Origin of the sequence: Bradyrhizobium sp. 134 (assembly GCF_023074155.1) — a bacterium.
In the GTDB taxonomy this organism is placed as follows: domain Bacteria; phylum Pseudomonadota; class Alphaproteobacteria; order Rhizobiales; family Xanthobacteraceae; genus Bradyrhizobium.
The window spans coordinates 758,719-778,531 of sequence record NZ_JADPKX010000053.1 but is presented as its reverse complement, the minus strand read 5'-3'; the positions used below and the strand labels follow the sequence as shown (position 1 = coordinate 778,531).

At 61.0% G+C, this 19,813-nt stretch carries 21 protein-coding genes and 1 pseudogene; 6 read left to right on the top strand and 16 right to left on the bottom strand.

What is annotated here, in order from left to right:
• Window positions 1–20: 20 nt before the first annotated feature.
• The 4 genes from IVA75_RS24640 to IVA75_RS24625 form a co-directional block, all read right to left on the bottom strand.
• Entirely contained in the window at window positions 21–443 is a 423-nt protein-coding gene (locus tag IVA75_RS24640; protein ID WP_247286737.1) for a hypothetical protein, read from the bottom strand.
• A 17-nt stretch (window positions 444–460) separates the two neighbouring features.
• Window positions 461–682, bottom strand: a complete 222-nt coding sequence (locus IVA75_RS24635; protein WP_247286736.1) for a hypothetical protein — start codon at window positions 680–682, stop codon at window positions 461–463.
• 403 nt (window positions 683–1,085) lie between these two features.
• On the bottom strand, window positions 1,086–1,292 hold the full coding sequence (locus IVA75_RS24630) for a GDCCVxC domain-containing (seleno)protein (RefSeq protein WP_247286735.1): 207 nt from the start codon (window positions 1,290–1,292) through the stop codon (window positions 1,086–1,088).
• Window positions 1,293–1,297: 5 nt separating this feature from the next.
• Complete coding sequence (locus IVA75_RS24625) at window positions 1,298–1,492, bottom strand: hypothetical protein (protein WP_247286734.1); 195 nt, start codon at window positions 1,490–1,492, stop codon at window positions 1,298–1,300.
• Between IVA75_RS24625 and IVA75_RS24620 the strand changes: the two genes are divergently transcribed.
• Entirely contained in the window at window positions 1,491–1,703 is a 213-nt protein-coding gene (locus IVA75_RS24620; RefSeq protein ID WP_247286733.1) for a hypothetical protein, read from the top strand. The genes IVA75_RS24625 and IVA75_RS24620 overlap by 2 nt on opposite strands.
• Window positions 1,704–2,041: 338 nt before the next feature.
• Here IVA75_RS24620 and IVA75_RS24615 read toward each other — a convergent pair whose 3' ends face one another.
• From IVA75_RS24615 to IVA75_RS24605, 3 genes are all read right to left on the bottom strand, one after another.
• Entirely contained in the window at window positions 2,042–2,431 is a 390-nt protein-coding gene (locus IVA75_RS24615; RefSeq protein WP_247286731.1) for a response regulator, read from the bottom strand.
• Between the two features lie 817 nt (window positions 2,432–3,248).
• The gene (locus IVA75_RS24610) at window positions 3,249–4,001 is read right to left on the bottom strand and encodes a Crp/Fnr family transcriptional regulator (RefSeq protein ID WP_247286729.1); all 753 of its coding nucleotides are present in this window, start codon (window positions 3,999–4,001) and stop codon (window positions 3,249–3,251) included.
• A gap of 235 nt (window positions 4,002–4,236) precedes the next feature.
• Window positions 4,237–5,091, bottom strand: coding sequence for a site-specific integrase (locus tag IVA75_RS24605; protein WP_247286727.1), 855 nt, complete (start codon window positions 5,089–5,091; stop codon window positions 4,237–4,239).
• A 132-nt stretch (window positions 5,092–5,223) separates the two neighbouring features.
• On the opposite strand from IVA75_RS24605, the gene dusA reads away from it, so the two are divergent.
• Entirely contained in the window at window positions 5,224–6,219 is a 996-nt protein-coding gene (gene dusA / locus IVA75_RS24600) for a tRNA dihydrouridine(20/20a) synthase DusA (RefSeq protein ID WP_256465160.1), read from the top strand.
• Window positions 6,220–6,251: 32 nt separating this feature from the next.
• On the opposite strand, the gene IVA75_RS24595 is transcribed toward dusA, so the two are convergent.
• From IVA75_RS24595 to IVA75_RS24575, 5 genes are all read right to left on the bottom strand, one after another.
• Window positions 6,252–6,806, bottom strand: a complete 555-nt coding sequence (locus IVA75_RS24595; protein WP_027569395.1) for a TIGR02281 family clan AA aspartic protease — start codon at window positions 6,804–6,806, stop codon at window positions 6,252–6,254.
• Window positions 6,807–6,834: 28 nt separating this feature from the next.
• Entirely contained in the window at window positions 6,835–7,038 is a 204-nt protein-coding gene (locus tag IVA75_RS24590) for a DUF1289 domain-containing protein (protein WP_027569396.1), read from the bottom strand.
• 44 nt (window positions 7,039–7,082) lie between these two features.
• On the bottom strand, window positions 7,083–8,678 hold the full coding sequence (locus tag IVA75_RS24585) for a HAMP domain-containing sensor histidine kinase (protein ID WP_027569397.1): 1,596 nt from the start codon (window positions 8,676–8,678) through the stop codon (window positions 7,083–7,085).
• Window positions 8,679–8,815: 137 nt separating this feature from the next.
• Window positions 8,816–10,093, bottom strand: a complete 1,278-nt coding sequence (nhaD, locus tag IVA75_RS24580; RefSeq protein WP_247286725.1) for a sodium:proton antiporter NhaD — start codon at window positions 10,091–10,093, stop codon at window positions 8,816–8,818.
• Between the two features lie 22 nt (window positions 10,094–10,115).
• Window positions 10,116–10,988 carry an NAD(P)-dependent oxidoreductase gene (locus IVA75_RS24575; RefSeq protein ID WP_027569399.1) on the bottom strand — a complete coding sequence of 291 codons (873 nt, stop codon included), beginning with the start codon at window positions 10,986–10,988 and terminating at the stop codon, window positions 10,116–10,118.
• A gap of 182 nt (window positions 10,989–11,170) precedes the next feature.
• On the opposite strand from IVA75_RS24575, the gene IVA75_RS24570 reads away from it, so the two are divergent.
• From IVA75_RS24570 to IVA75_RS24555, 4 genes and pseudogenes are all read left to right on the top strand, one after another.
• The gene (locus IVA75_RS24570) at window positions 11,171–11,608 is read left to right on the top strand and encodes a VOC family protein (RefSeq protein WP_247286724.1); all 438 of its coding nucleotides are present in this window, start codon (window positions 11,171–11,173) and stop codon (window positions 11,606–11,608) included.
• Window positions 11,609–11,661: 53 nt separating this feature from the next.
• The gene (locus IVA75_RS24565) at window positions 11,662–12,804 is read left to right on the top strand and encodes an Mrp/NBP35 family ATP-binding protein (RefSeq protein WP_247286722.1); all 1,143 of its coding nucleotides are present in this window, start codon (window positions 11,662–11,664) and stop codon (window positions 12,802–12,804) included.
• Between the two features lie 217 nt (window positions 12,805–13,021).
• Window positions 13,022–14,113 (top strand): TRAP transporter substrate-binding protein, encoded by a 1,092-nt coding sequence (locus IVA75_RS24560; protein ID WP_007592593.1) that lies wholly within the window; start codon window positions 13,022–13,024, stop codon window positions 14,111–14,113.
• Window positions 14,114–14,507: 394 nt separating this feature from the next.
• Window positions 14,508–14,698 (top strand): annotated as a pseudogene (locus tag IVA75_RS24555) (hypothetical protein); the annotation flags it as partial.
• A 46-nt stretch (window positions 14,699–14,744) separates the two neighbouring features.
• Here IVA75_RS24555 and IVA75_RS24550 read toward each other — a convergent pair.
• The 4 genes from IVA75_RS24550 to IVA75_RS24535 form a co-directional block, all read right to left on the bottom strand.
• Entirely contained in the window at window positions 14,745–15,746 is a 1,002-nt protein-coding gene (locus IVA75_RS24550; RefSeq protein WP_027569400.1) for a sensor histidine kinase, read from the bottom strand.
• 384 nt (window positions 15,747–16,130) lie between these two features.
• Window positions 16,131–17,189: an alpha/beta hydrolase gene (locus IVA75_RS24545; RefSeq protein WP_247286720.1), complete on the bottom strand. Its 1,059-nt coding sequence runs from the start codon at window positions 17,187–17,189 to the stop codon at window positions 16,131–16,133.
• A 250-nt stretch (window positions 17,190–17,439) separates the two neighbouring features.
• The gene (locus IVA75_RS24540) at window positions 17,440–18,297 is read right to left on the bottom strand and encodes a hypothetical protein (RefSeq protein ID WP_027569402.1); all 858 of its coding nucleotides are present in this window, start codon (window positions 18,295–18,297) and stop codon (window positions 17,440–17,442) included.
• A gap of 135 nt (window positions 18,298–18,432) precedes the next feature.
• Window positions 18,433–19,494 carry a class I SAM-dependent methyltransferase gene (locus tag IVA75_RS24535; RefSeq protein WP_247286719.1) on the bottom strand — a complete coding sequence of 354 codons (1,062 nt, stop codon included), beginning with the start codon at window positions 19,492–19,494 and terminating at the stop codon, window positions 18,433–18,435.
• Between the last annotated feature and the right edge of the window lie 319 nt (window positions 19,495–19,813).

The following is a 19,813-nucleotide window of genomic DNA, read 5'->3' as shown; positions in this document are numbered from 1 at the left end:
CAGCCTGGTCCGTGAGCGAACTAGTAAGCACGCCGCACTACTTGGGGCAGGGATGGCAGTCTCGGAGAAAACCGGTGGGCAAGCGCGAGCACCGCGGCTTCGTCGGTTTCGAGGGCGATTTTCTGAGCCAGCATCACATCGCCAGCCGCCAGAGCACGATCGGGAACGAAACACCAGCCGATCGCGGGCTTCCCAGTTACGTCAAGCTCTACAACATTGCTCAGGGTACCATATTGAACTCGATATCGTCTGCCGGTGTGAGAACCGGTGACTTCGAAATAGTTGTTGGCATCGAATTGCGCGCGCTGCTCTGGAGATAGCCAATCCCGCAGCAGACGCCGCGAACGCGCTTCCGGGCCGTTTTGCTCGGTGAAGCTCCGATAAAGCTCACGGAGGGCACGGAAGCGCGCACTGTTGACGTCCCTGCGTCTGAACAGAAACATTGTCGCATCTCGATAGCTTAGCCGCCGACGAGCCGCGGATAAAATAGCGTCTCATCCGCGGTGGGATCAAACGACCGTGTGACCTTTAGTTCACTGCCCGCCGTCCGCGTGGCGGCGGTAAATCCCTGATCAGTGAGCTGCTTAAATCGCCGTTCAGCCTCGGCGAGCCCCTTCGGATCAGTTCGTTCAAAGAAATGTCTGCTGTCGCCTCTGTGGTCCATAACGATCTGGGTAGCCATGGAAGAAACTCCGCATTCCATTAGCCTCTAACGGGAAGAACCTCGCGGCTCCGAATAGTGTTCCCATTCTCGCCGGATTTCGTCGCGGCACCCGCCGCAATGCGGGCGGCACCGGAAGCGCGATTAAATTTTGCAGCGTTCTAAAATGGATGGATCAAAATTTTGCGGGCACGTGAAGATATCGGGTCGGCCTCGCGAGCGATTAGGAGCGCGCTCCTGACCTAAGTTGCATTCCGCGGTCGTGCAGCGCCATCAGCGGTTGCTTCAAAGAGCCCGTTGGCGCGACGCGCGCCCGACAGAAGCGGCTTCCTTCTCCGATCTAAAAACCGGCTGGATCCACACGGCAAGCCTTCCGGCGAGTGTTCACTCCCTCAGGGATGTCGGCTCGCTCCCTTCAGGGCAGCTAGCTACAGCAGCCCTTGCCGTTCTCTTGAACCGGCGGACAGGGAACGGTGCCGAAGGAGCAGAACACGCAGCAGTCGCCACGGAGCGGCTTCAGGCGCTCGCCGCAGCCTTTGCAGTCATAGAAGAACTGGCAAGCGTCAGTCCGCATGACCTCGGCAGCAGCGTGACTGCAGTTGGGACACGTGATCGTGGAGTTCAGGATCATTTACCTCAGGCGCGTGGCAGGCAGGGAGCAAGGAGCTGCCGGCGAGCTTTCTTCAGATCGGTCGCCAGTTTTATCTTCTCTCTCAAGACGAGGATTTCGGAATATTCCTTTTGGATATCTGGGGCGGTGCGAACTGCTTCAAGCTGCTGGTCGGTCAGTTTGAGGATCGCGGCAACATGCCTACTCTGGATATGGTGCATGGCAATCAAATCCGCTGTTGGAAAAATGGAACGATACAGCCAATTGCGGTGCGGCGTCGCTGGAAATAAACAGGCAACATTGCTGCCGTTTTTTGCGGCGCGTCACTGCGGCTCGGGGCAGACCGATCTTTGGGGTGGTGCGGGAAAGTGGCTTCCAATTCCCATAGTCGTAGTCACCCATCCAGGCGATAACTACAGCGTCGCAGGATAGGCACTTGAAAGAGCTTGCTCTCGTCAACGAAGAGCGGAATTGAACAGCGCTGTACGCTTGGCCGCATCTCGCGCATGCAAAGACGACTTGTGTCGGTGCGGTCTCCGTCATCGCATATTAAGGCCGATCGACGGCCGTTGTCCCCTGGCACTCCCTAGGGGCGCCGATCACTCTCTTCAAGGGAGCACCGATCAGTTGAGCTTGCGCAGCAGCTTCTTCACAAGGCCCGCAGTTCGGCCATTCATTCAGGATCGTCTGCTGCATGGCAGCTTCTCGACCGGCTTCGACGAAGCGGTTGACTTCTTGGTCTTCTTTTCTTTGTAGGCATCAGTGTGACACTACGCTGGAGGCGCGCCGTTGTTCAGAAGCTGAGCGACGGCTGCTACGATCTGCGCTGGCGCAAATGGCTTGCTCAATAGGATGCTGTTGGGCACGCCGTGAGCGGACCACTGATCGGCCGCCGCACCCGTCATGTAAATAACAGGGATGTCAGGATTTAACTCTCTGGCGCGGTGGCCGACTTGCCAACCGTCAACAGTACCAACCAAATTGATGTCGGTGATGAGGGCTCGATACTTGGTGGCGTCGCTTAGAAGAAGTTTGACGGCATACTCTCCACAGACGCTGACCTCGGTCGTAAAGCCGCCGTCGGACAATGCATCTGCCACCAGGTCACGGACAAGCTGATCGTCCTCCACGACCAAGATTAGAATCGCGGCCCCTTGCATCCCTCGCTCCCTGTCGCCGGTCAGGTGTGTTCCGGATCAGGAACTCATGAGAGCGAGTTATGTTCCAAAGTGCACATACGATGCCGTCCGCTCACTTCAAAGGGAGCGAATTGCTGGCTGGTAGAAGTCACGGATCCGCTGATCGGCACGTCGTATTTCTAGGCGCGGATTTGTTCGTTCCAACTTGAACAAAACGGCTGTACGTAGCGCATCGACTGCCTCATGCGATGACGCATCCACTGCCTCATTCGTGAAGGTTGTGCGTCCTGTGGGTGGCAGGCTTGGGCTACGTTCGAGCACCGCTCGGCGCGGCAACAAACGCAACGCAACACAACGACACAAGCCGCTGAGGGAAAGCTTGGCGGCTTTGTTCCCGACGCAAACGAGTTCGGACTAAGGCCGACAACGCAGAACACCCGCCTGTGAGGGAAACGCTGCGGAACATCGCCCAGACTAACGATGCCTCGCGCGTTGCGCGGAGCAAATCCGGATGCACAAGGCGCGACGGAGTAAGCCTTAAAAGCGGCGGCAGTCGGCGGCCTCTTTCGCCCAAGTCTCCCCTTCAGTCTGCTCAACAGTAGCAGAGACTGTCAGGAGAACGCCGCCGTCCTACCTAACGACAATCGCGATGGTGCCTGGACGAGCAGCAAGGGTAAAATCGCGCACGGCCTCGCCTAGCGCGACCATGGCCATCCTGTGAGCTGCAACAATGCTCTGCATTTCCTGGCCGAACTCGTCGAGAGTAACCCGTTCCGCTTCATGATAGTCGAAATGAAAACGCGGCATTTGCGCTAAGTTAGTAAATGCCCGCGCGTTCCTAAAACCCTGAGCCAGATTTGCTGAGCTTCGATCCTGCGCTTGGGTTCAATTCATGCAGATATTCAGGGCTGAACTCGGCTACAGCGTGCAGTTCCTGTGCGCGGAGCAGAGTAACGGTGTGGTTTTCCCATTCGATGAGACCCAAAGCCCTGAGTTCCTGGATCGTCCTGTTCACGTGAACTATCGAAAGTCCACATGCATCGGCAACATCTTGTTGCGTGAGCGGTATCGTGAAACTGCCGTTGTCCGCCAGCCCGACGAATTCCATCCGAGTGGTGAGCTCGCAAACAAGATGCGCGAGTCGACCTAAGGCTTGGCGCGCTCCGAGATTCTCAACCCATTCGCGATAGATGGCAGCGTGTATCAGCGTTTCGCGCCAAAAAGCGTGTGCAAGTCCGAGAGATTCGGTCATCATCTCTCTGAGAGATGAATGGGGCACAGTGGCTATGGTCGAGTTGCCGACGCTGCAAAGATCACAATCCGCGATCGGCAAAAGCAGGGTAGGCAAGTCGGGCATGTCCCCCGCTAGGTAGAATGACGAGATCTGATTTCGATCATTCACCACCCTTTGCCGGGCTAGAAAGCCGTCGATCACAACGATGCAGCTGCTGGGCTTGTCTCCCTCGCGCACCGCGTATTCGCCGTCAGCCAAGGACTTCAGCCTGTATGGTATGCGCGCGAGTCTAAGCTTATCTTGTTCGAACAGACCGCCGACTGCCTGTAGGCGCGCTATTAGCTTGCGGTGCGGCATGATCGCTCCCTTGCACATGCAGGCGGGAGCGCACGATCTCTCAGCCACCGACGCCTACGGACAAAGCCTCGGCCGGTGATGCTTCAGTAAAGCATGATATTCGCCAGCGCTCCAGATTCTTCGGCAACGAAGATGGCTTCCTCGCGCTCCGGCCAGATGGAGCAGCGTTTGCACGTATCGGGCTGTCTCTCCTGCAGCGAAGGGATGCAGGAAGCTTGACTGGACTCCTCGCAAATCAGCGCTTGATGAGGCTAACCAAAAGGGGCGGGATGCACTTCGCGCCGTCGGACTGATTGCGCTGCTGGAGCACGACCTCCCACGCGTCATAGCCCGTTAGATTGAGCAAAGGTACTTTCTGGTCATTTCCGTCCTTATTCCTCGGATCCTTTCTGTCTCGAATGACCACCAATCGTTTCTTCATATCAACCAGCGGCCACTCGGGTTTGCAGATTTCTTCCTGGCGCAAGGTCGTTGCCACGGCGTATCTAACGATTCGTCCCATCGGTATGAATTGCCGTCGGTTCGTCTCGAAGTATTCGATTAGTTCGTCGAGTTCGTCCTGTGTGGGTCGTCGGTCACGCTCATTGCTTTTTCCCACCAAGTTGAGGTGACTTAACGCGACGCGTGCGAGGCGGGCTTCCTCGGCTGAAACCTCGATACCGTGCACCGCGGCAGCATGAGTTATGATTGTCCGGATGAAAGATAAATCGATGGCCAACGTTGCGGGACCGGCGCCTTCCTTGGCGCGCTTCCTTCCGAATTCGATCAGCCGCTCTCGATTGAGCGCGGGAAGCTTCACGCTACCGAGCGCAGTCTTGAGCGACGCCATTACAGCAACTTTTTTTGACCGGCGAGGGGGCCTTCCAACTTCATGCATGTCTTCATCGTGCAGGTCGATCAGATCGCCAAACGTGCGAACGTTCCGCGCCACGCGTGGCTTGGACGATCCGTTGCGATCGATATTGCGCTCCATCTCGAGCGCCCATTCTTCGCCGTCCTTGCGCCGTCGAAATGTCTCGGCCACATAGCGGGTCTTCCGGCGGACCTGGACGCGCCAGTTCCCTGATGCCATTTGTGTGAAGGTCGCCACGCGTGTGCACTCCGACTTTCGTGTGCACTATGTGTGCACTGAGAGGTCAAAACGGGTACAAACGTGTGCAATTTCGTCTAGTTTGGAGTGCACACGTTCGCGGTTCATCCCATTGAAGAGTAAGATAAACTGTTGAAATATCAAGGCTATCGCTTTTCTGTTGCACCCATGATGGACTGGACCGACCGGCATTGCCGGGTGTTCCACCGTCACCTGACGCGGCGGGCGCTGCTCTATACGGAGATGCTGACCACTGGTGCCATCATTCATGGTGACCGGGAGCGGTTGCTTGGGTTCGACCTGATCGAGCACCCGGTCGCGCTTCAGCTCGGCGGGTCGGATCCGCGCGAGCTGGCGCTGGCGGCGCGGATCGGCGAGGAGTTCGGTTATGACGAGATCAACCTCAACGTCGGCTGCCCCTCCGACCGCGTGAAGGACGGCCGTTTCGGCGCTTGCCTCATGGCGGAGCCTGATCTCGTGGCGAGGTGCGTCGAGGCGATGAAGGGTGCGGCTACCGTGCCCGTCACCGTGAAGTGCCGCATCGGCATCGACGACCAGGATCCGGAGGTCGCGCTCGACAACCTTGCGCGCGCGGTCGTCGCCTCCGGCTGCGATGCGCTGATCGTGCATGCCCGGAAAGCATGGCTCAGTGGTTTGTCACCGAAGGAAAATCGCGACATCCCGCCGCTCGACTATGATCGCGTCTATCGCCTCAAGCGAGCAATGGCCGATATGCCTGTCATCATCAACGGCGGCATCCCCGGCATCGACGAGGCAAGAGCACATCTCGATCACGTTGACGGCGCGATGCTTGGACGAGCCGCCTATCAGGAGCCGTGGCGGCTGCTCTCGGTCGATACCGACATTTTCGGCGAGGCGGCGCCGCATGCCTCGATGCAGGATGCGCTCGAAGCGATGATGCCCTACATCGAACGACAGCTCGCGCGCGGCACGCGGCTGCACTCCATGACGAGGCATTTCGTCGGCGCATTCCATGCCGTGCCCGGCGCGCGCGCCTTCCGCCGCCATCTTGCCGAGCAGGGGGTGAAGCCGGGCGCCGGCCTCGAGGTGCTGCGCGATGCGATCGCGCGTGTCGGTGCCCGCGCGCCGACGGAGGCGGCAGCCTAGCCGAGGCACATGGCGAGCCGGATTGCAAAAGTCTAGTCGACTGCCAGGCGCGAGCGGCGTTGACTGGTCTGGAGCTCCGGATAACCGGTGAGCATCAGCTTGTCGGCGCGCACGCCCCAGCTCTCCAGGCGGTCCAGGAAGCTCATGCCGAGCAGGTTGGTCTTCATCTGACCGCGCTGCACGACGAGGGCCGGCACCGATTTCTCAACGAGGTGACCGACGGAGAGGCGGTCGATGGTGAGGCGGGCCGCCTTGGTGTGACCGCCCGCGGTTTCGAGATCGACGTCGTATTCGAGCATCTCGAGCGGCAGCCCGATCGCCTTCGCGGTTTCCCAGGTCAGCACTACCGAAGTCGCGCCGGTGTCGATGACCATCGGTGCGGCCACGCCGTTGATCTTCGCGCGCAGCGCGAATTCGCCGCCCTGGCCGCGCGGGATCTGCACGGCGGGGGCGGGCGCTGCGGTCTGCGCGCGAAAGATATGCGAGACCTTGCTGCTCGCGCGCGCGATCTGGTCGGAATCGCCATAGGCGACGACGGCACCTGCCGTGCAGGCGAGCATGGTGAGAACGAGCAGGAATCGGATCATTGCGCACCTCCCGATGCGCTCAGGCCGGTCAGGTGCGTTCCGGCGATCCCGCGATGGGCGCAAGTCCAGCCTGATTCATGCGCGCCGGCAACAGCGCCATGACCGCGAGCCGTTCCGCGCTCTCCATGGCGTGCCAGCGCGCGATCTCCGGCAATGTGCGTCCGCAGCCGAAGCACAGCCTGGTCTTGGGATCGATCATGCAGACGGCCACGCAGGGCGTTTCTTTGCTCATTCGGACATAGTGACGGATGGTCTGGCATGTCTGCAAGCATCTCGTTACGAGCCTGTACCTGCGCTCATGATCGGCTTGCGACGGGGCCGGCGCTTCTCGTCCGCTACCGCGGAACTCTCGGGCTGGAGCGGCGGAGAATCATCCGACATCGGCGCCAGCGCGCTCATCACGCGCTCGGGCGGGAAGGTGACGATCACTTCGGTGCCGATGCGCAGCTTCGATTTCAGCGTGAACGTACCGCCATGCAGGTCGACCAGATTCTTGGCGATCGGCAGGCCGAGACCGGCGCCCTGTTCGGCCGACTTGATCGAGTTGGAGCCTTGGCCGAACGAGGCCAGCACGACCGGGATCTCGTCCTCGGGGATTCCGGAGCCGGTATCCTTCACCGAGAGATATTGTCCGCCTGAGGCCGTCCAGCCGGCCTTGAGCCAGATCTCGCCGCCCTGCGGAGTGAACTTGATCGAGTTGGAGAGCAGATTGAGCACGACCTGGCGGATCGCGCGCTCGTCGGCCCAGAGCCGCGGCATTGCCTGCTCGAACACCTCGTGGATGGTGATACCACGGCTCGAGGCGCGCAGCTTCATCAGATGATGGCAGTCGGCGACGATGCCGACCAGCGAGACCGCTTCCTCATTGAGCTCGTAGCGGCCGGCCTCGATCCGCGACAGATCGAGGATCTCGTTGATGAGGTTGAGCAGGTGGACGCCGGAATTGTGGATGTCCGCCGAGTACTCCTTGTAGACCGGCACGGCATGCGCGCCGAAAATCTCGCTCTTCATCACCTCGGAAAAGCCGAGGATCGCATTGAGCGGCGTCCGCAGTTCGTGGCTCATCTGCGCCAGAAAGCGCGACTTGGCGACATTGGCGGATTCGGCGCGGTGGCGCGCTTCGTCCGAGATCGCCTTGGCCTGTTCGAGCTCGCCGATCAGCGCGTCCTTCTCGGCGCGCGCCTCGAGCGTGGCGAAGGTCGAAGAGTGCAGGCGGTGGGCCAGCAGCACGAAATAGCCTTCGGCGGCGAGGGCGAGCGCGGCCAGGATGTAATTGTCCAGCGAGCCCGTCATCACGAAGCTCAGCGCCATCGCGACCGCGACCGGCGCGGTGGCGGCGAGGGCGGCGATCGGCAGATTGGCGGCCAGCATGCTCGATACTGCGATCACCAGCAGCATCAGGAACATCATCAGCGATTCCGTGATCATGTCGAGCACGGGATGGATCAGGATCGCCATCCAGCAAAGGCCATAGAGCAGGTCGAGCACGACGAAACGCGTCTGCCATGCGCGCGTTGCTGCGGGCGAGGCGGGCTCGGCCAGGAAGCGGTGGCAGCTGCGGATCATCGCGGCATGGATGCACAGCATGCCGGCGGTCCAGGCCGCGGCCGGGATCGGCTGCATCCACAGCCCAAACAGCACGCCCGTCGCGACCACAAGCAGCATCACGACATAGGAGGCCGACAGCCGGGTCTGGGCGTAATGGCGCAGCATCTCGGCGTCGAAAGCCGGCCGGGTTCCACTGGTCGACGTTAACTTGTCGCGCGCCTCGCGCACCCGCTGTGCCGCAGCCCGGCGATGGCTCGCCGACGGCACGCTCACCGGCTCGGCCGGAAGCTGCACAACCTCGGGCTTTTCAGCGGGTTTACTCATCGCACAACAACAATTCCTGCCCGCGCGGGACGGGCCTTCTGCATTGTCTATCTCTGGCAAGAAATCCTTAAGAGGTGACTTAAGGAGCTAAAGAATTACGTTAACCCGGCGTTAATTTTGGATCCGACGTGAGCCGCTCAATGCAGCGCCGCGTGCTGCGCGATGTACACCACGGCTCCCGCCAGATAGCCGGCGAGCGCCGGGAGGGCGATGCGACGGGCGTACCAGAGGAACTCGATGCGCTCGAGCCCCATGGCGGCGACGCCCGCGGCCGAGCCGATGATCAGGATCGAACCGCCGGTGCCGGCGCAATAGGCGATGAACTCCCAGAGGAAGCTGTCGGGTGGATAATGCGCCAGGTCGTACATGCCCATCGTCGCGGCGACCAGCGGCACGTTGTCGATGACGGCGCTAAGCAGCCCGAGCACGATCACGATGATGTCCTGTCGGCCGATCGCGGTGTCCAGCCATTTGGCCAGCATGGAGAGCAAGCCGGCATGTTCGAGGCAGGCGACCGCGAGCAAGATTCCGAGGAAGAACACGATCGAGCCCATGTCGATCCGCGTCAGCGCATTCGCCAGCGTGAGCGGACCACGGACATGCTCATCCTTGTCGCGATGAACGATCTCGCCCACCAGCCACACGACGCCAAGCCCGAGCAGGACACCCATGAAGGGCGGCAGGTGCGTGACCGTCTTGAAGGCGGGCACCGCGATCAGTACGCCGAGTCCGAGATAGAACATCACGTTCCGCTCGAACGGATCGACGCTCTGCAATCCGTCCTCTTTCGGCGGCGGTGCGATGGTCTTGCCCTTGAGCGAAAAGCTGATGAATGCGAGCGGCACCAGCAGGTTCAGCAGGGAGGGCAGGAACACCGCGCCCATGATTTTCAGGGGCGAAATCTGTCCGCCGATCCACAGCATGGTCGTGGTGACGTCGCCGATCACGGTCCATGCACCACCGGCATTTGCGGCGATGACGATGAGAGAGGCGAACAGCAGCCGGTCGTCGCGCTTGGCGATCAGCCGCTGGATCAGCGAGATCATGACGATGGTGGTGGTCAGATTGTCGAGAATCGCGCTGAGGAAGAAGGTCACGAAACCGATCAGCCATATCAGACGGACCTGGCTGGTCGTGCTGATGCGGGAGGTGATGACTTCGAAACCATCATGGGCGTCGATGACCTCGACGATCGTCATCGCGCCAATCAGGAAGAACACGATCTGCGCGGTGGAGGCGACGGACTCATCTAGCTGACGGCCGACCACCGTGTGGTCACCGGTCGCGAGCGCATAGATTGTCCAGAGCACGCCGGCGCCGAGTAGCGCAGACGCGCTCTTGTTCACCCCGATCGGATGCTCAAGCGCGATCGCCGCATAGGCGAGGACGAAGATTGCGGCGAGTGCGATCAGCAAGGCAGAATCACTTCGTCAGAGGTCAGCGATTAAGGCGCGCGAGCAGGCTCGACGTATCCCAGCGCTTGCCGCCCATCTTCTCGACCTCCGCGTAGAACTGGTCGACCAGCGCGGTCACCGGCAAATTGGCGCCATTGCGGCGGGCTTCGGCCAGCGAGATCGAGAGATCCTTGCGCATCCATTCGACCGCGAAGCCGAAATCGTATTTGTCCTCGTTCATGGTCTTGTAGCGGTTTTCCATCTGCCAGGACTGCGCGGCGCCCTTTGAGATGGTTTCGATCACGGCGGCGACATCGAGGCCACTCTTCTTGGCGAAGTGAACACCCTCGGAGAGGCCCTGGACGAGGCCGGCGATGCAGATCTGGTTGACCATTTTGGTCAGCTGGCCGGAGCCGGCCGGCCCCAGCAATTTGCACATCCGCGCATAGGCGCCTGTGATGATCGGCTCGGCACCCGCATAGGCGTCCTGCGCGCCGCCGCACATCACCGTCAGCACGCCGTTCTCGGCGCCAGCCTGGCCGCCGGACACGGGGGCGTCGATGAACTTGAAGCCGGCCTTGGTCGCGGCCGCATCGAGCTCACGCGCGACCTCGGCGGAAGCCGTGGTGTGGTCGACGAAGGTCGCACCCTTCTTCATGCCGGCAAACGCGCCATCGGCACCGATCGTGACCGCGCGCAGATCGTTGTCGTTGCCGACGCAGCACATCACGAAATCCTGGCCCTCGGCTGCAGCCTTCGGGGTCGCGGCGGTCTTGCCGCCGAACTTGTCCGCCCACTCCTTCGCCTTGGCCGCGGTGCGGTTGTAGACGGTGACCTCATGGCCCCCTTTTTTCACGAGGTGTCCGGCCATGGGGAAGCCCATCACGCCGAGACCGAGGAAAGCGACTTTAGCCATCTGTGGTACCTTGTCCGTAGTTTAGGTTTTACGGTTCTTGCCGGGCGAGGGCCGTCCGGTTCCGCCATTGCGGCAGATCGGCCGCACCATAAACCCTTGAGGCCGGAGGGCAACGGGTTCGTTTGGCCCCCGCTTGTGCTAGGGTGGCGGACCTAAGGACTTCAAAAAAAGGGAGCGAAGGCATGGGCGGCGTAAGCGTGGGCGTGCTCGATCATTTCAATATCCGGACCCGGAATCTGGCCGAGACCGTCCGCTTCTACGAGGACGTGCTGGGCCTGGAAAAGGGCGCCCGGCCGAATTTCGCCTTTCCCGGCGCCTGGATGTACAGCGAGGGTAAGCCGGTGGTGCACCTCGTCGATATTTCTCCGACTGCCGAGCCACAAAAGCCGGATTCCGGCGTTGTCCACCACCTCGCCTTCGCCAGCCGCGGGTTTGACGGCATGAAGCAGCGGCTGGCCTCGAAGGGGATGAAATTCGACTCCCGCCAAGTGCCCGGCGGCGAACTCTGGCAGATCTTCGTCCATGACCCCAACGGGGTCATGATCGAGCTGAATTACGAGGCTGCCCTGGAGCAGGGCGCGGCGCCCGCCGAGATGGCTGACGACATCGGCAGGCAGTAGCCTTTTGGGCGTTTCCGCTCTAATGGGGCATCTTGAATTCTAGGAGATGCGCTTTGAGCGTGACGCAGCAACAGGTTCTCGACAGCCTCGCCAGGATCAAGTCGCCCCGCGGGGTCGCGCTCACCAATGCCAATGTGCTGAGCGCGATCAGCGCGGCCGATGGCAAGGTGTTCTTCTCGATCAATGTCGATGCCGCCGAGGCGCGCGCCTGGGAATCCGTCCGGGCCGAGGCCGAGGCCGCTGTGCGCGCCATTCCCGGCGTCACCACCGTCATGGTGGCGCTCACGGCGGAGCGGAAGGCGGGCGCGGCACCACCGCCGCCGCCAACGCCCAGTCGCGGCACGCCGGGCGTGCAGCCGGTCCACGCCCACAAGCCGCCGCCGCAGGGCGGCGCCCAATCGCCGATGGCGCGGCAGTCCGAGATTCCGGGCGTCGCGGCCGTGATCGCGGTCGCCTCGGGCAAGGGCGGCGTCGGCAAGTCCACCACCGCGCTCAATCTTGCGCTCGGCCTGCGCGATCTCGGCCTCAAGGTCGGGCTGCTCGATGCCGATATTTACGGCCCCTCGGTGCCGCGCCTGACGGGCCTGCATGAGAAGCCGGAGCTGGATGGCGAGCGCAAGATGATTCCGCTCAAGCGCTTTGGCCTGGCGATCATGTCGATCGGCTTCCTGGTTGAGGAAGAGACCGCGATGATCTGGCGCGGGCCGATGGTGATGTCGGCGGTGACGCAGATGCTGCGCGACGTCGCATGGGGCCAGCTCGACGTCCTCGTCGTTGACATGCCGCCGGGGACCGGCGATGCCCAGCTCACGCTGGCGCAGAACGTCCCCTTGAAGGGCGCCGTGATCGTCTCGACCCCGCAGGACCTGTCCCTGATCGACGCAAGGCGGGGGCTTGCGATGTTCAAGAAGGTCAACGTGCCCGTGCTCGGCATCGTCGAGAACATGAGCTATTTCCAGTGCCCGCAATGCGGCACGAAATCCGACATTTTCGGCCATGGCGGCGCGCGCCACGAGGCCGAGAAGCTCGGGGTACCGTTCCTGGGCGAGATCCCCCTGCACATGGCGATTCGCGCCACCTCGGACGCCGGCACGCCCGTGGTGGACAGCGAGCCGGACGGTCCCCATGCGGCGATCTACCGCGCCATCGCGGGACAGGTGCGGGACCAGCTCAAGGGCGTCATCGCCGCGGCCTGAGCGGATCCAAGCAATCCCTTCAAACCAATACCCCGGGGACATGCGACTTTCGTAGAGCCCTGTCATGCCAATGTCGCGTTTCGAAAGCGGGGCTTCCGTGTTAAAGGCCCACGGCAGTCAAGCCCCTTCGGTTCGACGCGGCCAAAGAACGCGTCGCCGGAATGAGCGGCAGCAAAGAGGAAGTTAGGGGAAACGCCCCAACAAGGAGAGACTGAAGATGAAGCGTCGTGATTTCCTGAAAGTGTCGGCAGCCGGTGCGGCGGCGACCGCAGCGGTGGCCTCGCCGGCGATCGCGCAGTCCTCGCCCGAGATCAAGTGGCGCCTGACGTCGAGCTTCCCGAAGTCGCTCGACACCATCTATGGCGGTGCCGAGCAGATGGCGAAGTACGTCGCCGAGATGACCGACAACAAGTTTCAGATCCAGGTCTTCCAGGCGGGTGAAATCGTCCCCGGCCTGCAGGCGCTGGATGCGACCCAGAAAGGCACCGTCGAGATGTGCCACACGGTGTCGTATTACTACGTCGGCAAGGACCCGACCTTCGCGATCTTCGCGTCGGTGCCGTTCGGCCTGAACGCGCGCCAGCAGAATTCCTGGCTCTACCAGGGCGGCGGCAACGAGCTCGCCAACGAGTTCTTCAAGAAGTCGAACGTGATGGGCTTCCCCTGCGGCAACACCGGCACCCAGATGGGCGGCTGGTTCCGCAAGGAGATCAAGACCGTTGCCGACCTCTCGGGCCTCAAGATGCGCATCGGCGGCATTGCCGGCCAGGTGCTCCAGAAGGTCGGCGTGGTGCCGCAGCAACTCGCCGGCGGCGACATCTATCCGTCGCTGGAGAAGGGCACCATCGACGCGGCCGAATGGGTCGGCCCCTACGATGACGAGAAGCTCGGCTTCGCCAAGGTCGCCAAGTACTACTACTACCCGGGCTTCTGGGAAGGCGGTCCGACCGTTCACGCCTTCGCCAACATCGACAAGTGGAACGAACTGCCGAAGAACTACCAGGCGATCCTCACCAACGCGACCGTCAACACCAACACCTGGATGGCCGCGCGTTACGACATGGTGAACCCCGGCGCCCTGAAGCGTCTGGTCGCCGGCGGAACGCAGCTTCGCCCGTTCACCAATGAGGTTCTGGAAGCCTGTCTCAAGGCGACCAACGAATTGTGGGGCGAGATCTCGGCCAAGAATCCCGACTTCAAGAAGTCGATCGACGCCATGCAGGCCTACCGCTCCGACGAATATCTGTGGTGGCAGGTCGCCGAATACACCTACGACAGCTTCATGATCCGCTCGCGCACCCGCGGCTGATCTTCGAGCAAGTCGCAAGACGACACGCCCGGTCTCGTTCGCGAGGCCGGGCTTTTTCTTTGGGGCAACGCCGCCGAGCGGCGGTGTCGCCGCGGTACGGGCGGGGCGTCCAACAAAAAATCTGAAAAACAACCCCATGCACAGTAGACGAGGGGCGAGAGGACAAGGCGCTGCGAGTGCAGCCAACAGCTTGATGCGATGGAGTTAATGGCAGGCAGGCCCGGGCATCGCGAGGGCGATGGCAACTTGGCATTTTGGGAGCCAAAAGCGGGGTGGGTCAGGCGTACGAAGCGACTGCTTCAGCGAGACCGTTTGACTCGTCGGGCAAAACAGTGGCAGAAAGGCATTATCGTATAATCCGAAATTGGCGCCTCGGTGGTCAGCCTGGGTGACGATGAGCTTCGATCCCGATGAGGTTCAAAGCGCGCTGCGCAAGGGCCGGTCGTTGGCAACCGCCAGGCAATGGACGGCGAGCATCCGGCGGCAGGACAATGCAACGTCACTTCGCTATTGATTCACGAGCTCTTCGGCGGCGACTTGCTGAAGACGCCGCTTCCGGCCGGCGACCATTTTTACAATCGCATCAATCGCAGACGGGTTACAGGAGTGGGCGCGGGAAATCAGCTGAGCATCAATTCGCAAGGCGGTCTTTGCTCATGCGCAGGATGATCACCACACCCTCTTCCGACCAGTCAAAACTTATAGCCCCGCCAAGCTGGGCGGCCATACTTCGGTGCACCAACTGGCTTCCGAAGCCTTCGAGCTTTGTTGGAGCGACAACAGGGGGACCACCCCGCTCCGTCCACTTGACCAACACCTCGTCCTCGTGGGCGTTGCACGATACGTCCAAGGTGCCACTCGAAAGCGACAGCGCACCGTATTTCGCAGAGTTGGTTGCCAGTTCGTGCATCACCAAGGCGAGTGCTGTGCTGGAAGCCTCTCCCACGTTCATCTTGGGGACCGAGACGCGAATACGAACACTGGCTCCCTCCTCGTCGTACGGCGCAAGCAGAACGGAGATGAGGTCTCCAAGCAGCGTCCCCCCTCTGTTTTGTCCTGGTACCGGGCGAACGAGGTCCTGAGCACGTCCAAGAGCGATCAGGCGGCTGGTCAGCTCCTGGGCCATATCTTCTTTTGATGCTGCCGAGCGTGAGCTGATTTGAGTCAGCGCCGTTGCGACGGTGAGAAGGTTTTTCAGCCGGTGGCTCATCTCGCCCGCCAGTAGCTCGTTGGCTTCCTCAGCTTGCTTGCGTTGGGTGACATCCAGGAAAATACCGAACATAGTTCGATCCGCTATGTCGGCGTCGTCGCCTTGGCCCCGAGCGGAAATCCAACGAATATCGCTTCCGGTTAGAATACGAAAATCGATTTCGTAAGAGCCCACGACTGCGCGAGTAGCCGCAAATGCTGATCTGACCCTCTCAAGATCGGCCGGGTGGATACTCTTGGAGAGTATTTCGAACGTAATGTTCTGCTCGTCCTTGGACACCTCCCAGAGGTCGTACGCGGGTTCATCCATGGTGATGGCGTCGGTATCAACGTTCCAGGACCATAGAGCGACACCGGCCGCGCGAGTGGCAGCCCGAAGGTGCTTTTCGTGCCACAACGGCATCGTCACCTGGCTAGGAAACATCGCGCTTTGCTTTCCTGCTGATCCGACCAGATCGGCATCTCTGCCGACGGGCGATCGACAGATACCATACCCCGTAGAAAAGGTCTCGGTTCGACCGGGAGGGTGGGTTGAAGTGTGGTCCCGTGCCCGAGTTGGCTCAGAAGCGATCCTCAAACGAGCCATGAGGCTCGCCGACGGCCATAAGTGGCGCTGTTCGTCTGCGACTACGCATTGCTTCGCGAACCTTCATTCAGCAATTTGAGCTGGTGCCGATTGAACACATCTACGAACCGATGGGCATCGCCACGAACCGTTGGCGCTATGCCGGGTCATCACGTCCTTTGGGGCGCTCGGCATTTTATTCGGAAATTCCGTGTCACCGCTTTCTCGCCAACAATCTGCGCGTCAGGCGCCGGTAGTCTCTCGGGGCTGTTGTACGCCCGGACCCTCTTTTCCATGGATCAACACGGCCTCGGCAGCAGCTTCGTCGATGGCTGCCATCACGTCAGCGGTTGCGGAATAATGAATCATGTGTCCCGCTCCGTCGATGCGGCGCAATTTGCTCTGCTTGACCTCGCCGTGCAGCCTGACCGACTGCTTGATATCGATCAGACGATCGTCCTGGCCTGCGATAATGATCGTCGGCATCTTGAGCTCTGCATAAGTCTTCGAACCTGAGAATGCGGCGGGGATCAACATCGTCGCTTCAGCCGCTGTGGCCCGCATCTGTGATGGGCGGAGCGCCATTTCTTTCGGAAAGCCCGCGAACTTGTTCGGGACCGGCCGGGGGCCAAACAGCTTGCGCAACATCGCGGGCCACATCATCCGACCGGCTAGCGGCGAAATCGTGGAGCTGATGACGTCCCCGACCACTGGTAGCGCGGACAGCACCGACGCGGCGCTGTCCGCGCGGGGAGTCGGGAAATAATAGCCCGAGGCCAGCACGAGAGCCTGCACGAACGAGGGATGTCTTGTCGCCAGCGCAACCGCAACCGACGCTCCCCACGAATGGCCAAGGACAATCGCTTGAGAGACCCCCAACTGATCGAGCGCCTTCTTGAACAGGTCCGCTTGGGCATCCGGGGTCCAGACGACGTGCCTCGGCCGCGAGCTATGCCCAAAACCGGGACGATCGAACACCATGACCCTGTAGTTCTCGGCCGCGAGATCGATCAATCCACTCGCGTCGAAATCCTGGACCATGCTGCCATTGCCGTGAAACAAGACCAGCGGCTTGCCCCTGCCGCGTTCCAAATAGTGCAGGCGGACCCCCTCGATGTCGATGAACCGCCCCTGCGGAGGATTATCGCGTTGCGCTTTGTTCGCGAGCCGCCGGTTTATGATTGCGGTAGCCGCGATGAGAGTACCTGCGGCAGCAAATGCGGTGGCGCCCGGATGTCGCGTGAGGGCGGCCAGGCAGTCGGACAGAAGCGAGGGGGAACGTGTTCGTCGTGCAACCCGCATGTGCATTACCTTCGGTGGTCTGCACGACGCCTCATGCAAGTGAGAAATGTTGCAGCCGAGGCAAACGGGGATGCGGGGTGTTTGGTTCCTCGATGAAAAGCAGACGTCCGAGCCGGCGCGAGGTTCCGGCGAACGGCCTCTGGCGTTGGTGCAGACTCGCGCGTGCAATACGGGGCGCGAGTAGCCTATAACGGCGCCCCCTCAGGCCGCGCCGGCCTCTTTGCCGAAAACCACGGTTTAGAACGCCGATCTATAGCTGTGGACCAGACAGTCTGACTTCTCGCTCAGCGCGTAGGACATTGCCATACAGGCTGCTGATCCATTGCCGTCCGCTCGAGGTTACATTCAAGCAGCGGATGGCAGCCTGGATTTGGGGTGCAACCTTGGTCCAGTAGAATTGAGGGTATTTGTACACCACATCCGCGGGCGTGGCGTATCCGAGCGATTTGTTGAGCCCGATCTCCTCAAATTCATAGAAGAGCGCATTTGACTTTTTCATGTAGTTCGGATCGCCGAGCTGACCAATCAGATCAGCGGCGCGGAGCAGCAAACCTTCCTCCTCGTCCAAGTCATCCTTGAGTTCGCTCGTTGGTTCGTCCGTATAGGGAAAACGGGTATACTCGATGGCCCTGGCAACGCGAGCGGCGTCGATCTGGTCGACGGCGTCGAGACGCTCCGCGGCGAACAATTTCGAGCGGTCCACGTGATAGGGTGCAAGCGCTGCATCGGAGGAGCCGATCGGCAACTCCACCGTTCGGCCGGTACCATCAACGACATAGGCTCCCTCTTGGTCTCCATGGATTATTCCCCGAACGTAGCCGATGTCGTGAATCAGACAGGCCAGGATGAAGTGAGCATAGTCGCTCGCCGTCGTCGGCCTCAGGAGGGAGCGGCCGATCAGAATGTCGTGCCCGACCAGCGTGACCAACAACGTGTGCTCGACATTGTGGTATAATGCATCGCTGTTGCCGATACATTCCAGGGCAAGCTTTGCCGCGTAGGGGAGCAATTCCGGTAAGGTGGCATGCGACGAGCCGAAGCGGCCTCTTGTCTCCGAGATCAGGAACGCACCGAGCGCTTGGGACGTCAGTTCTGGAATCGTTATCACCGGCAAGCTCCTCAGTTCGTCAGGCCACGGACCAATGCGATGCCGACTTAGAAGTTGCTAGCGCGCGCCGCGACGCCGGGGCATCTGTCCATTAGCGCGCGGCGGCTTGCAGGACCGAGGCAACGGCCGGATCGGTCAAGGACGCACTTCGAAGATCATGTTGAACGGCGTCTCGGTGGCGCGGCGGAAGCGCCTGAAGCCCGCTTCAGTCGCCACTTGACGCAATCTGCTTTCACCGGCCTGTGCGCCGAGCCCCAAGCCCACTTCCTGAGACAGTGATGCCGGCGTACAAATGAATGTCGAGGCGTGATAGTAGACGCATCCGACCGGGTTGAGATTGTCCTTGAGATTGTCATGAGCAAACGGCTCGACGATCATCCAAGCCCCATCCTTGGCTAGCGTTTCCTTGACATGCTTGCCTGCACCCACGGGATCGCCCATGTCATGCAGGCAATCGAAGAACGCCACCAGATCATAGTCTTTGGCTGGAAAATCCTTGGCACTGGCCTGCGCGAACGTGATGCGGTCTCCAACTCCCGCTTCTTGTGCCAGGACCTTGGCGCGTTCAATCGAAGGCTTATGGTAATCGAACCCGAAGAACTCTGAATTGGGGTAGGCCTGCGCCATCACAATCGTAGAGGCGCCGTGGCCGCATCCGACGTCGGCTACCCTGGCGCCGGCTTTCAGTTTCGCTTCGACGCCTTCGAGCGTCGGAATCCAGTTCGAAGCCAGATTGGCGTTATAGCCCGGCCTGAAGAAGCGTTCGGTGCCGGAGAAAAGACACTTCGAATGCTCGTGCCAACCAACGCCTTTCCCGGTTCGAAACGCTTCGGCGACTTTGGGTTCGTCGAGATAGGTGGATTGCACGACATCGAATGCGCCTGCAAAGAAGGCTGGCGACCCCTCTTCGGCGAACGCCATGGCTTGCTCCGCCGAGAGGGAGAACGCATTTTTTTCCGGATGGTAGTCGATGTATCCGGAAGCGGCCTGTCCGGACAGCCATTCGCGCACGTAACGCTCATGCAGTCCGGTCTTCTTCGCAAGCTCGGACGGAGTGATCATGGCACCATCCGCCATCGCCTTGTAGAGTCCGAGGCGATCGCCGAGCAGTATGCTGGCGCCGCCAAGCGCGATGCCGAGGTCGCCGACCAGCTTTCCTACCAGCGCGTTCAGCTTTTCAAGGTTTGGTTCACGCATTGCAGCTTCCTCCTCTTTGAGAACAGCCTCATCGTTATCCAAAAAGCCTAGGGCGACCTGCGGATCGCAAGCATGAAAGGGTTCGCGTTCCGGCGAATAGCCGCGGGCCGCTTGATGTCAGAATGGGTCAGAAGCGGTAACGTTTGATCGAGCCGCGGATTTCTTGCCTGCAGCCCAGCAGCCGACATGCGCGGCCATATGGGCACCGGCCCGACTAGCTTACACCAACCTGACAAAGTTAAAAGCGAAACCGGGCTCGCTTGTGTTCTGGCCGAAATCGTGCGGATGGTGGAAGAGGTCGTAGATGCGGCGCGAGCCG